The 12,950-nt window shown below is 46.8% G+C and carries 15 protein-coding genes and 1 pseudogene; 11 read left to right on the top strand and 5 right to left on the bottom strand.

All coding sequences use genetic code 11. The annotated features are described in order from the left end of the window. Nucleotides 1–19: 19 nt before the first annotated feature. Nucleotides 20–637: a thermonuclease family protein gene (locus ACZ45G_RS29510; RefSeq protein ID WP_464174190.1), complete on the top strand. Its 618-nt coding sequence runs from the start codon at nt 20–22 to the stop codon at nt 635–637. A gap of 109 nt (nt 638–746) precedes the next feature. Here ACZ45G_RS29510 and ACZ45G_RS29505 read toward each other — a convergent pair whose 3' ends face one another. Beyond that, complete coding sequence (locus ACZ45G_RS29505) at nt 747–1,265, bottom strand: single-stranded DNA-binding protein (protein WP_464174188.1); 519 nt, start codon at nt 1,263–1,265, stop codon at nt 747–749. Between the two features lie 179 nt (nt 1,266–1,444). On the opposite strand from ACZ45G_RS29505, the gene ACZ45G_RS29500 reads away from it, so the two are divergent. From ACZ45G_RS29500 to ACZ45G_RS29455, 10 genes and pseudogenes are all read left to right on the top strand, one after another. Further along, nucleotides 1,445–2,233, top strand: a complete 789-nt coding sequence (locus tag ACZ45G_RS29500) for a TrmB family transcriptional regulator (RefSeq protein WP_464174187.1) — start codon at nt 1,445–1,447, stop codon at nt 2,231–2,233. Between the two features lie 11 nt (nt 2,234–2,244). Continuing rightward, nucleotides 2,245–3,525 carry an aspartate aminotransferase family protein gene (locus ACZ45G_RS29495; protein ID WP_464174186.1) on the top strand — a complete coding sequence of 427 codons (1,281 nt, stop codon included), beginning with the start codon at nt 2,245–2,247 and terminating at the stop codon, nt 3,523–3,525. Between the two features lie 168 nt (nt 3,526–3,693). Then, a complete protein-coding gene (locus ACZ45G_RS29490; protein WP_464174185.1) occupies nt 3,694–4,440 on the top strand; it encodes a GntR family transcriptional regulator in 747 nt (248 codons plus the stop codon). Nucleotides 4,441–4,480: 40 nt separating this feature from the next. Continuing rightward, on the top strand, nt 4,481–5,707 hold the full coding sequence (gene trpB, locus ACZ45G_RS29485; protein WP_464174184.1) for a tryptophan synthase subunit beta: 1,227 nt from the start codon (nt 4,481–4,483) through the stop codon (nt 5,705–5,707). Continuing rightward, nucleotides 5,700–6,461: a tryptophan synthase subunit alpha gene (gene trpA / locus ACZ45G_RS29480; RefSeq protein ID WP_464174183.1), complete on the top strand. Its 762-nt coding sequence runs from the start codon at nt 5,700–5,702 to the stop codon at nt 6,459–6,461. The genes trpB and trpA overlap by 8 nt, the downstream gene beginning before the upstream one ends. Nucleotides 6,462–6,679: 218 nt before the next feature. Beyond that, complete coding sequence (locus ACZ45G_RS29475; RefSeq protein WP_464174182.1) at nt 6,680–7,378, top strand: Crp/Fnr family transcriptional regulator; 699 nt, start codon at nt 6,680–6,682, stop codon at nt 7,376–7,378. 7 nt (nt 7,379–7,385) lie between these two features. Then, nucleotides 7,386–7,571, top strand: coding sequence for a hypothetical protein (locus ACZ45G_RS29470; RefSeq protein WP_464174181.1), 186 nt, complete (start codon nt 7,386–7,388; stop codon nt 7,569–7,571). Continuing rightward, nucleotides 7,547–7,948: pseudogene (locus ACZ45G_RS29465) on the top strand (hydroxylamine reductase); the annotation flags it as partial. The gene ACZ45G_RS29470 and the pseudogene ACZ45G_RS29465, both read left to right, overlap by 25 nt. Before the next feature lie 151 nt (nt 7,949–8,099). Then, complete coding sequence (gene glgC, locus ACZ45G_RS29460; RefSeq protein ID WP_464174180.1) at nt 8,100–9,332, top strand: glucose-1-phosphate adenylyltransferase; 1,233 nt, start codon at nt 8,100–8,102, stop codon at nt 9,330–9,332. Then, on the top strand, nt 9,332–10,837 hold the full coding sequence (locus ACZ45G_RS29455; RefSeq protein WP_464174179.1) for a glycogen synthase: 1,506 nt from the start codon (nt 9,332–9,334) through the stop codon (nt 10,835–10,837). Before glgC ends, ACZ45G_RS29455 begins: the two co-directional genes overlap by 1 nt. A 28-nt stretch (nt 10,838–10,865) precedes the next feature. On the opposite strand, the gene ACZ45G_RS29450 is transcribed toward ACZ45G_RS29455, so the two are convergent. The 4 genes from ACZ45G_RS29450 to ACZ45G_RS29435 form a co-directional block, all read right to left on the bottom strand. Next, nucleotides 10,866–11,132 carry a hypothetical protein gene (locus ACZ45G_RS29450; protein ID WP_464174178.1) on the bottom strand — a complete coding sequence of 89 codons (267 nt, stop codon included), beginning with the start codon at nt 11,130–11,132 and terminating at the stop codon, nt 10,866–10,868. A gap of 119 nt (nt 11,133–11,251) precedes the next feature. Beyond that, the gene (gene trsM / locus ACZ45G_RS29445) at nt 11,252–12,007 is read right to left on the bottom strand and encodes a DVU_1556 family methyltransferase (RefSeq protein WP_464174177.1); all 756 of its coding nucleotides are present in this window, start codon (nt 12,005–12,007) and stop codon (nt 11,252–11,254) included. 31 nt (nt 12,008–12,038) lie between these two features. Next, the gene (locus tag ACZ45G_RS29440) at nt 12,039–12,167 is read right to left on the bottom strand and encodes a DVU_1557 family redox protein (protein ID WP_464174176.1); all 129 of its coding nucleotides are present in this window, start codon (nt 12,165–12,167) and stop codon (nt 12,039–12,041) included. Between the two features lie 394 nt (nt 12,168–12,561). Continuing rightward, a complete protein-coding gene (locus ACZ45G_RS29435; RefSeq protein WP_464174175.1) occupies nt 12,562–12,900 on the bottom strand; it encodes an inorganic pyrophosphatase Ppa in 339 nt (112 codons plus the stop codon). Nucleotides 12,901–12,950: the final 50 nt, after the last annotated feature.

Raw genomic sequence — 12,950 nt, 5'->3', positions numbered from 1 at the left:
AATAAAAAGGAGGACGTCCATGTCTCCTCTTCTGAAAACAATCTTTTTTTCTTTGTTTGCCGTCCTTGCCGGTATTATTTTATCCGGTTCCATATATTTATGGACCGATACCAATGGCATCCAGCACTTCAGCAACATTTCGCCTCCGGAAAATGGACCAGCAGAACAACTCTCTGAAGAAAAATTTATCCTTCCCAGGGGACATCAATTTACCATCGTCAAAATATTTGATGGGGATACCATTCAGGTGAAAGGGTTTGGACTCAAATTTACCATACGACTGGTGGGGATAGATACCCCAGAATTCGGCAAACGAGGACAAAAAAACCAGCCATACAGCCTTCAGGCAAAACAAAAACTGACCCACCTCCTCCAGAAAAAAACAATTTCTTTAAAACAATATGGTATGGGCAAGTATAATCGGGTATTGGCAGAAATTTTTGTCCATGAAACCAATATAAACCTTGAAATGGTCCGGTCTGGTTTAGCTGAAGTTTACCGGGGAAAGCGGTCCAAAAAATTTGATGCAGCCCCCTACTTTCAAGCAGAGAAACGGGCAAAGCAATCCCGTAAGGGAATGTGGATCCAGGGTGCTGACTATACGAGCCCCTGGCAATGGCGAAAGAAATTTCATTAAATTAAAACCGGATATTCCCATGGCTCTGGAAATAATGAGAAGATAAACTATTAAGGCATAATCCATGGGATTATGCCTTAATAGTTTACATTTTACTTATTGGTGATTTTCAGAACGGAATATCATCGTCGGGAATGGAACCCTGCCCACCGGTCATCCCTGGGTTTGTCTGGCCCTGATAATTATTGCTGTTGGGCCCCTGGTTTCCCTGGGAAGGTGCGTTGCCGGATTGTTGGCCGCCCTGGTTGCCCTGGTAATTGCCGCCCTGATTCCCTTGATATCCACCGCCCTGCTGGGTGTTTTGACCGCCGTCACCTGAACCGATAAAATTAAATTCCCTTACGATGATATCGGTTGAGTACTTTGTGACACCATCTTTTTCATATTGGCTGTAGTTAATTTCGCCTTCTATATAGAGCATGTTGCCCTTGCTGACATACTTGGCAATTAATTCGCCTGCCTTATCAAAGGCTGTACAGCGATGCCACTGGGTAACTTCCTGTCCATTTTTTTGTTTTCTTGATGTTGCAATGGAAAATTTACATACTGCAAGTCCGGACTGGGTGTATGATATTTCCGGATTTTGTCCGAGACGACCTAGGATAATCGCTTTGTTAACGCCAGCCATTTTTTTTCTCCTCATATAAGTGAATTAAATATTGATAATATTAATCTATTTATATGCTCACAGGAAGGCCCAATTGTCAATTCTGTATGTTTCATTTTTTTTCCAAAGAAAATTTAAATTGACAATCAGCGTCCATGCCATTATGTTGCTATTAAGGTAGCAACATAATGGAGAAGCAAATGGAAACCACCTCAAAATTAAAGGATCTGGGATTTTCCCAATACGAAGCCGCCTGCTATATGGCCTTGGTCGGCAATCATCCCATCAATGGATCCCAATTGAGCAAAATATCAGGGATTGCAAGATCCCGGATATATGATGTTTTGAGAAGCCTGATATCCAAGGGATATGTAATTGAAGTTAATACGGGACAGTATGCCCCCCTGCCGTCGGATGAATTGATCCGGCGGTTACAAAGAAATTTTGATAAAAATATCAGGGCCTTTGAAAAGGAAATTACCAAAGCCTCCCAAAGGCAGGATTTTGAATATGTCTGGACCTTGACCGGCTACGACACGGTCATGGAAAAGGCCAAAGAAATGATAGAAGCAGCCCAGGAAGAAATATATGTCCGGCTTTTTCCCGAGGCAGACAGGCATTTATCTGACGCGTTAGTCACTGCTGAAAAAAGAGGGGTCAAAATTCGGTATATTGCCATGGGAGAAATCCCTGAACGATTTGATATCCAAGTGACACACCCAGAACACGAAAACCTGATAAAAACCATAGGGGGCCGATCCTTTGATATTATTACCGATAAACGAGAAGCCCTGGTGGGGATATTTGAAGCCGGGAATGAAGACCAGGCCCCCATTAACTGGACACGGAACCAATGGTTTATCATTGCCAACCGGGACAGTCTCCGCCATGATTTCTACCATTGCTTCCTGGAAAAAACCCTGGATCAAAACCAGGATCTCACAGACAAAGAAAAAGAGATTTACGATATTATAAAAACGGATAATTAAGGAGGTGACCCATGACAGCCATGCGTAAAAAAAACCATTTTGAAGGCTTCTCCAACGAAAGCGACCACACGATTTTCAACCTGGAAGAAGATTTTGGTGCCCATCACTATGAAAGGATCAATCTCGTGGTCCGCCATGCCAAGGGGTGCTGGCTCACCGATGACAAAGGCAAACGCTATCTGGACTGCCTGGCAGCCTATTCAGCGGCTAACCCGGGTCACCACCATCCCACCATCACCAATGCCCTCATGGACGCCCTCATCGGAAATTACGCCTCGGTCCTCTCCAATGTGGTATTTACCGACCCCCTGGGAATCTTCCTGTCCGAAACCGCCAAATTTGCGCCCCAGATGGGCCCTCGCTTTGGTAACCACGGCAACAAGGTGCTGCCCAAAAACGGAGGGGTCGAGTCCGTTGAAACCGCCATTAAAGCCATGCGATATTATGGTTTCAAAGCAAAGGGTATCCCGGACGGACAACAGGAAATCATTGTTTTTGACAATAATTTCCATGGCCGGACCATTTCCACGGTTTCCTTTTCTTCCAGCAAAAAATACAAAGAGGGCTTTGGCCCTTTGACCCCGGGATTTGTCTCTGTAAAATTCGGAGATATAGACGCGGTGAAAAAGGCCATCACCCCCAACACCTGTGGCATCCTTGTGGAACCTTTCCAGGGGGAAGGCGGTATGCAAATTCCGCCCAAGGGTTTTCTCAAAGGATTGAGAAACCTGTCCGATGAAAATGATCTTCTCCTGGTCTGTGATGAAATCCAGGTAGGCCTGGGCAGAACCGGGAAAAAATTTTGTTTTGAGCATGAAGATATCGTTCCCGACGGCGTAATCCTGGGCAAAGCCCTTTCCGGGGGACTGGTTCCCCTGTCCGTATTTATCACCAATGCCAAACTCATGGACATGATTTTTTCCAAGGGATCTGACGGGTCCACATTTGGGGGTTACCCCCTGGCCTGTGTGGCAGGAGCCGCCTCCCTGAAAGTTTTTGAAGAGGAACACCTGGCCGAGCAGTCTGCCAAAAAAGGCAAACTCCTTAAGGCCAGAATCCAAGAAATTGCCGACCGTTCCCCCCATGTCAAAGAAGTCAGGGGAAAAGGACTTTTCATCGGCATTGAGGTAAAAGAAGGCAATGCCATGGAATTTTGTCAAAAATTGCTTAAACTCGGCCTGATTGCCAATGACAGCCACGGGCATACCATCCGTATTTCTCCGCCCCTGGTTATCAACGAGGAAGAAATGGATTTTATGGTCACCCAGCTTGAAAAGGTATTGGTGGATTAGAAACAAGGAAGAGAACCGGAAAAAGGGAAAGCCTTAACGGCTTTCCCTTTTTTTTGTCTATCTGATTTAATGGGAAAAGGTGAAAAATACAGACAAAATGTCTTGACAACTTAACATATTTTTTTTAAGATCCTTATTATTAATATGATAATATCCCAAGAGGAAAATATGCTTAATCCAAGATCACCGATTCCCTTGTACCACCAACTGGCCGACATTCTGTTGGAGCGGATACGATCGGGCATCTACAGTCCTGGCCAGATGATCCCTTCGGAAACAGGTCTTGCAAAACAATATAGTATTGGCCGCCCCACGGTCCGCCAGGCCATGGACACCCTGGTACAAAAAGGGCTGATCCAGCGCAAAAGAGGATCCGGCACCTTTGTCAAACACCTAAGCCCCCAGGTGGACTTGTTTTCCCTGGCAGGCACTTCCCAGGCCTTTTTAACCAAGGGGGTACCCATTGAAACAAAAATCATTACGCCCATGGCCCCTATAAAAATAAGTCGCAACCCGGAAAACCCCTTTAACAATCGAACCGCCTTTTTCCTGTCCCGCCTGACCCTGACCCGGGATAACCCAGTGCTGCTGGAAGATATCTACCTGGACCCGGAACTGTTTAAGGGGATTGATCGAATGGATCTTGCGAACCAATCCCTGGCCCAGGTCGTGTCCGATCACTATTTCCTTACGCCTGAAACCGGGACCCAGCAGTTCAAAGTTGAAACCCTGAATTTAGAACGGGCAAAATGGCTGGCACTTTCGCCATCAGACCCTATTCTTAGGGTAAAAAGAACCTTAAATTTTCCCCAGGCCCCCAATGGAATTTTTTCCATTCTTTTTTGCAGGACCGATGTGTTTGACTTTTCCCAAACCATCCAATCTGAGGATCGGCCCGGGGGACACCCCATATGAATCTTTCACCCTTTTTGCACCCCACGAGGAGTATAAACCCATGAAAAACCGCGGATATTACGGTGACTTTGGCGGGGCCTTTTTGCCCGAGATCCTGGTGGCCACCTTTGACGAACTGGAAGCCCAGTTCGAAGCCATTAAAATAGACCCCACTTTCTGGGACACCTATGTAAAGCTGATGTCCTCCTATTCGGGCAGGCCCACCCCCCTGACCTTTGCCCAAAACCTCACCGACCATTTCGGCGGGGCAAAGATCTACATCAAACGCGAAGACCTGAACCACACCGGAGCCCACAAGGCCAACAACGTCATGGGCCAGGGGCTTTTGGTCCAGCGAATGGGAAAAAAACGGGTCATTGCCGAAACAGGAGCCGGCCAGCACGGGGTTGCATGCGCCACCATGGCGGCCAAATTCGGATTTGACTGCACCATTTACATGGGAGAGGTGGATGTGATCCGCCAGCGGCCCAATGTCTTCTGGATGGAGCAATTGGGCGCCACCGTGGTACCGGTGACAGACGGCACCCGAATACTCAAGGATGCCATTAACGAAGCCTTCAGGGACTGGGTCACCCACATGGACACCACCCACTATGTTTTGGGAACGGCCTGCGGACCCCATCCCTTTCCTGAAATGGTCACCTATTTCCAATCCATCATCGGCTTGGAAGCCAGACGTCAGATTTTAGAGATTGAAAATAGGCTGCCCAAGCGGGTCTATGCCTGTGTGGGCGGCGGATCCAATGCCATGGGGCTTTTTTCCGGATTCTTAAATGATCCCGTGGAACTTGTGGGGGTGGAAGCCGGGGGCAAGGGAATCTCCACAGGACTTCATGCCTCCCGCCTCAAGGCCGATGATGCCAGCCCCGGCATTGCCCAGGGGTATAAAACCTATTTTCTCCAGGACAATGACGGCCAGATGCGCGAGACCCATTCCATTTCTGCAGGCCTTGATTATGTGGGGGTCTCCCCCATCCTGGCCGACATGCACGATAAGGGCCTTGCCCGGTTTGAGTCTGCCACGGATGACGAAGTCATTGCCGCCCTGAAACTCACCATGCAAAAAGAAGGGATCATTCCAGCCCTGGAATCCTCCCATGCCTTTGCCCATGCCTTTAAAGAAGCCCCACAATTGTCAAAGGACGATATCATTATCATCAACCAGTCCGGCCGGGGGGACAAGGATATTTTCACCGTGGCCGATGCAATTGACGATCCCAAATGGAAAGAATTCATAATAACAAAGGCAGAACAATACCATGCTTGAAGCGTATATCAACCAACAGCTAAAAACCAAAGAAATTTTATTGATGACCCATATTGTCATGGGATATCCCGATTTTGACACCTCCTACGAAATTGTCCGACAGATGGTGGAAGCAGGCGTGGACTTAATGGAGCTCCAGATCCCTTTTTCCGAGCCCATGGCCGATGGCCCCGTGATCTTGAAAGCCAACCAGCGGGCGATTGAGGGCGGGTCCACGGTGCAGCGCTGTTTTGATTTTGCAAAGCGTGTGGCCCAGGATTTTTCCATTCCCTTTTTGTTCATGAGTTATGCCAACATTCTGTATAAATACGGTATGGAGCCCTTTTCAGACCAAATGGCAAAGATCAACATGAAGGGGGCCATTGTGCCGGACCTGCCCCCGGAAGAGGGAAAAGACTATCTGGCGGCCATGGCCAAAAACAACCTGGCCCCCATCTATATTTTTTCACCGGAAACTTCCAATGAGCGAATGGCCTATATTTCCAAGGTTGCCCAAGGATTTGTCTATTGCCTGGCCAGAAAAGGGGTGACGGGAAAAACCACCTCTTTTTCAACTGACATCGCCGATTATCTCGGAAGATGCAGAACGGCAACCCCCCTCCCCCTGGCCGTGGGGTTCGGTGTAAAAGACAAAGCGGACATCGATTTTTTAAGGGGCAAGGCCGAGATTGCTGTCGTCGGATCCCAGACCATCCGGGTGGTCGAAGAAAAAGGGGTAGAGGCCACGGGGGATTTTATTCGCAGCCTGTTATAAAAATGTCATCCGGCAATCCCATGGCACATTTTGTTATGGAACGTTTGATTTCCAATCGCTGTCACTCTTACCCGGCACAGTTATTATAACCTCGCCGGTTCCCAGCAGATCTTGTGATCAAGCCCAAAATTTAGTTTTGTAATATCCCCTGATTTGATGTAGTGTGAGCCAATCATCCGTACTAACTTGTAATTTTTTTGGAGCCAGATGAATTCTCTATGGATACGATTCCAAATATATTTGAAAAATTAGATCAATCAGAGATTTTTAAAAGTCTGACCGATAAAGAGTATGCAGATGTGTTGGAAAGTGGGAGAAGGTTAATCTTACAACCCAAAACCATTCTGTTTCATCAAGGGGATTCGGCTGTAAATGTCATTTTGGTTAACCGAGGCCGTTTAAAACTGACCAAACTCAATGAACAGGGCAGGGAAATCATCCTTCGCTATGTCGGTGCAGGAGAATTGACGGCCGCTGTCGCTGTCATTAAAAATTGGAACTACCCGGTCACCGCAGAGGCAATAGAAGAGACCGAGACGATCCTTTGGGATAAACCGGCAATGATGCAGATGATGAAAGGCTGGCCGGAGATTACAATCAATCTGCTGAACATCATCCTGGAGCGCATTGATGATATACAAAAACGTTACCTTGAGGTTTGCACCGAACATGTGGATCAACGGATTGCTCGATCATTATTAAGAATCATGCGGCGGGCAGGTTCCAAGACCAATGCAGGGATTCAAATTGATATCCCCTTAAGCCGCCAGAATATTGCTGATTATTCAGGAACCACCTTATATACGGTAAGCCGTACACTCAGTGCCTGGGAGAAAAAAGGCTGGGTCAAGTCCGGACGAGAAAAAATCATCATCACCAATCCCCATTCCTTGGTAAAATTTGCAGAAACCGGATGATTTTTTTTTGTTTAACATAGCCCTGCTGGACCAGGCCAATACCACGGCCTACGGCAACCCGGAAATTACCGAAGTGAACATCGGCGTGGTGGGTTATGAGAATGCCGTACACATCGCTGACCGCTCCGAAAAAGGTGCCAAGGATTTTTCAGCCCTGATTGAGAAGGCCAAAACCTGCCCAAAGACACCGTGATCCTAACGGCCGGCTGTGCCAAGTACCGGTACAACAAGCTTGCCCTGGGAGACATCGGCGGCATTCCCCGGGTACTGGATGCCGGCCAGTGCAATGACTCCTATTCCCTGGTCGTGATTGCCCTGAAACTCAAGGAGGTCTTTGGCCTGGATGACATCAACGATTTGCCCATCTCCTATGATATTGCCTGGTATGAGCAGAAAGCCGTGGCCGTGCTCCTGGCCCTGCTGTTTATAGGGGTCAAGGGCATCCATCTGGGGCCAACCCTGCCGGCCTTTCTCTCTCCTGCCGTGGTCAATGTTTTGGTTAAAAAATTTGATATCAAGCCCATTGGTACGGTTGAAGAAGACATAACCGCAATGATGTCGGGTAATTAATTTTAAAAAAACGAAATTGACAGGTAGTCCGGGAAGACTCATTAATTACCTGACTTGTTACCTGTTCATTCCCTTGACATTTTCCCGGCGAAGGATTTAGGATGTCCGAAAGGAAATTACTGCATAAAACAATTAAAAAAGGAGGGTTGATTTGTCAGGTATTCTTTCCATGATTCTGGCGGGAGGAGAGGGTACCCGCCTATTCCCTTTCACAAGTCTCCGTGCCAAACCCGCAGTTCCCTTTGGCGGCGGTTATCGAATTATTGATTTCGTACTTAATAACTTTGTCAATTCCGATTTGCTCCAGATTTTTGTACTGACCCAGTTCAAATCGCATTCCCTGATGAAACATCTCAGCCAGGCCTGGCAAATCACAGGTCTCACCGGAAGGTTCATTGATCCCATACCAGCCCAGATGCGTACGGGAAAACATTGGTACAAAGGAACCGCCGATGCCATTTATCAGAATTTAAACCTTATTGACAGCTATGAACCTGAAGTTGTGTGTGTTTTCGGGGGCGATCATATTTACAAAATGGAAATACGCCAGATGATTGACTATCATCAGAGAAAAGGCGCTGAATTGACCGTGGCCGCTATCCCGGTTCCGGTTGAAAAAGCCCGACACTTCGGCATTATTGAAATTGATGAAAATGGAAGAATGATCGGATTTGAGGAAAAACCAAAGCACCATCCCAAAACGATGCCCAACCGTTCCACCCATGTGCTGGCATCCATGGGAAACTATGTATTTGATTCCGATACCCTTGTAAACTATCTGCAGCTTGATGCGGAAAATGATACCTCCAACCATGACTTCGGTCAGAACATTATCCCAATGATGATTCCCGGAAAAAAGGTATACGTGTATGATTTTTCAACCAATGAAATCCGGGGGGAACCTGAAAATTCAAAGGGATACTGGCGGGATGTGGGAACCCTGGACGCCTATTATAAGGCCAACATGGACCTGATCTCTGTTACCCCGCCCTTTGATCTCTATAATAAACACTGGCCCCTTCGAAGTTATACGCCCTCAGTACCGCCAGCCAAGTTTATCCACGATGGTGAAAACAGAACCGGCCATGCCATCAATTCAGCAGTTGCTGCCGGGTGTATTATCAGTGGTTCTGTTGTGAAACAGAGCATTCTGGGTCACAGGGTTCATGTTCACAGCCACACAATCATTGAACAGAGTGTGGTCATGGGAGATACCGACATTGGAAAAAATTGCCGCATCAAACGAGTCATCTTTGACCAGGAGGTGGTGGTCGCTGATGGAACCGTTATTGGTGAAGATCCGGAATTTGACAGACATCGATTCCAAGTATCCGAAAACGGCATTGTGGTGATTCCTAAGGGTGCCCGGGTGGGGTTTAATTAATGAAAATTCTCATGATCGCATCTGAAATGGACGGTATCTTAAAAACAGGGGGGCTGGCCGATTTTGCCGTTGCATTGCCCAAAGCACTCATGTCCCGGGGCCACGATGTCAGGGTGATCCTGCCCAGTTATAAACAGGCGATTTTAAAGACAGATAGGACGTCAATGCCAACCGATTCGCTCTCTTTTAATTTGAATCACACAGACCATTACGGCTGTCTTGTTTACCACACCACACTGGATGGCATTGCATTGAGGATAGTGGAACACAACGATTTTTTCAACAGGGAAGGTATCTATGATAACGGCAACTATGCCTATCCGGACAATCCCCTTCGGTACGCATTCTTGTGCAAGGCTGCAATTGAGTTGTGCCTTCGTGAGAAATGGATACCAGATATCATACACTGCAATGACTGGCAGACCGCAATTACTCCCTATTACCTGAAAGAACATTATTCCCACCATCCCGAATTAAAACATATCCGGTCCCTTCTGACCATCCATAACGGTGCTTACCAGGGCAAGGCAGCGCCTGAATGGATACATCCTATAGGTATCCCTCCCCAGCACTTTACCAGTGAATTAATGGAAGAACATGGACGTTTAAACCTTCTCAAATGCGGTATCATGTATTCGGATGCCATTAATGCCGTCAGCCCGGGATATTGCGAAGAGCTTCTTATGCCGGAAACCTCCCACAACCTGTGGCGATATCTCAACAAGCGAAGATCCGATTTCACAGGTATTCTCAATGGTTGTGATTATAGACAGTGGAACCCCAGCACCGACCCGTTCCTTCCCCACCCGTTTTCTGCGAACAATATGGCTGGAAAAGTATTGTGCAAAGCTGCGTTACAGTCTCGGATGGGTCTTCCTGCCAACCCCGACTCTCCTATACTGGGGCTGATCGCCAGACTGGTGGAGCAGAAGGGATTTGATTACCTCATCCCTGCACTGGAAAAATTGTTATATGAAGATGCACCCATACAGCTGGTGCTGCTTGGTTCCGGTGATCCCGAGTACGGTTCCCGTCTCCATTTTCTTCAAAAGCGATATCCTCATAAAATGGGTTTTGTTAACGGCTATGATAATGAATTGTCCCATCTCATAGAAGCGGGTTCTGATTATTTCATGATGCCGTCTCTATTTGAACCCTGTGGATTGAATCAGCTTTACAGCCTGGCATACGGGACACTTCCCATTGTCCGCGAAACCGGGGGACTCAAAGATACAGTGGTGGGGCTTGCTCCAGACCATAGAAACGCTCCTCCTCCTTCGACATCTGAATCAAAGAATAAACGCTTCGCAACGGGTATCAGCTTTACCCACCCTGATAACCAGGGGTGTTATTGGGCCTTGAAACAGGCCATTACTTTTTATTTAGATTATCCGCATTTGTATCGTCAAATGCAGCAGCATGCAATGAGACAGCTATTTACTTGGGAGGAAGCCGCGCAAAAGTATGAAATTTTATTTGAGAATTTGCTAAAAAAACCGATTTGACATTTGACGTCTAATTACATTCATGGCTTTAATGGGCAGCAATCTCCCCGGACAATTGGGTAAAATCCCGTATCCGCCGCTTACCCCTGTAGGTGTTGTTAAATTCAAAGGCTGTTGTTTGAATCGGTCCAAGAATAAGCGCGCCTGAATCAATGGCTGGCTGCAAAAGAGGGGATCGGGACAATAGCATGTCTATCTCCTCCAGCCGGTCCTTGTCTTTTTTCGCATACATGGAAAAAATGGACATCCCTGCCGTGAGGATGCCGCAGGGACCGGTTTCCATTCCGCCGCCCATGCACAAGCCCCTGCAAAATCCACCAGATCCTGGTTTTCCTTGTCCATCAATCCAATACCATGCACACCATGATCTGGCTGCAGCAATACCCCTGGGCCTTTAATTTTAATATCTGGATATCATTCATATTTACCTGCAATGATCATGCAATACCCCGGACGAAGGACTCCTGTTCTGCAAGCCTGGGACAAACTGTTGTCACAAATGCTGCCCGTCACCTTCTCCCAGAAATTATTCAGGCTGCCGTGTTCAAACACCATCTGCCCGGCCAGCTGTTTTAACAGACGGGTATGATCTTCAATTATATCAATCTTAAAGCCAGCACTTTCAATTATCCCGATCAGATCCATCATGGTGAGGGCCCCGTCTATGCAGGAGGTGGGCGGGTGAAGGCCTCGCATGGGGGCGATCTTTGCCGCAAACAGCTCAGGGATATACAGGTCGGTGAGCACCAGCTTCCCGTTGGTTTTGAGCACCCGGAAAAACTCAGCCAGGCAGGTCAGCTTGTCCGGTATCAAGGAAAACACACATTCACAAAAAATCCCATTGAACACCCGGGATTTAAAGGGAAGATCCGGCAACCTGGATTGTGCAAAGCCGGGCCTGAAAAACCGATTCCCCCCTGGGTTTTCCAGAGCAGCATCCCATGGTAATTTCAATTCTAGATCCGTTCCCATTGACCGGATCTGGTAACGTTCCCAAAGATGCCGGGTGGTGGTTCCACATCCGCAACCGGCATCCAGAACAAGGTGGGTATGATCAAAACCGCAAATATCCACGGCACTTTCGGTGAGGGTAAGTCCCCCGGGCCGCAGGGTGGAACCGCTCACAACGGTCATGGCTTTTTGTTTAAACAAAAAAGGGACCTGACCCATTTCAAATGGGTCCTCCATATTTTGGACACGTTTATTTGTCTTCAAGGATTTTTTCAACCTCTGTCATTTTTCCCAGGGCCAGGGCCTGGGATACGTAAATAATTCCGCAGCCAGGGCATTGCGGCATTGCCACATCAAACAGGCTGCCCAGATATTCCACATGGTTTTTACAGGGCGTTAAAATTCATTACAGGAATGGCACAACACCGAGGAAAGAAGATCATCTTCATTTACCACCAATGTTCTTTGGATGCCATTTATCTTTAAAATTTTATTAATCATCTTGATCCCCTTTTTAAGAAGTGTTGGTTGCAAATCATTTGCTGAGAATCGCTAAAGAACCGATTACCTATTGGAAAATCAATAGTTATTTCCTTATATTTATACCCCTTTTTAGTCAAGATAATAAAAGGATTAAATTAAATATATTATTATTATAACCAATACATACCTATAATAACTTTTATATCACAGAATTTAAAAAATAAAAAAACACCCGTTTCCCTTTATCCGAACGGACAAGGGAAACGGGCGGTAAAGAAAAGAAGATAAAATCAGGGCTGAAGGGCAATAGCATCCACTATAAAGGGGGTACACCGAACCGCCACAGATTGCTTTTTTACCCAGATTCTGGCCATGGGGATGGCATCTCCATCGATATTGGTCATATTTGGCAATTCCTCGGCAAATCCAATATCTTCAATTTTAAATTCATAGTAAAACGTACTGGTTGTAAAGGGATCTGCAATTAAAAGGATCTTTTCCTTTTCGATGGGGTGTTTTCTGGGAGAGCCGGAAAAAGGAATATGGGTATGCCGGTCCAAATTTTTGGGTTTGGCATAGGTCTGGATCTCAAATTTTTCTTTGACATCCACAATGTGTGTATGGGGCATGGTTTTCCTCCTCGTATTAAGGTGAAGATTCTTTTATTATACATACAGAA

This window comes from Desulfoconvexum algidum (assembly GCF_055382125.1).
Note: the sequence above shows the minus strand (reverse complement) of the source record. Positions and strands in the feature narration are given on the sequence as shown.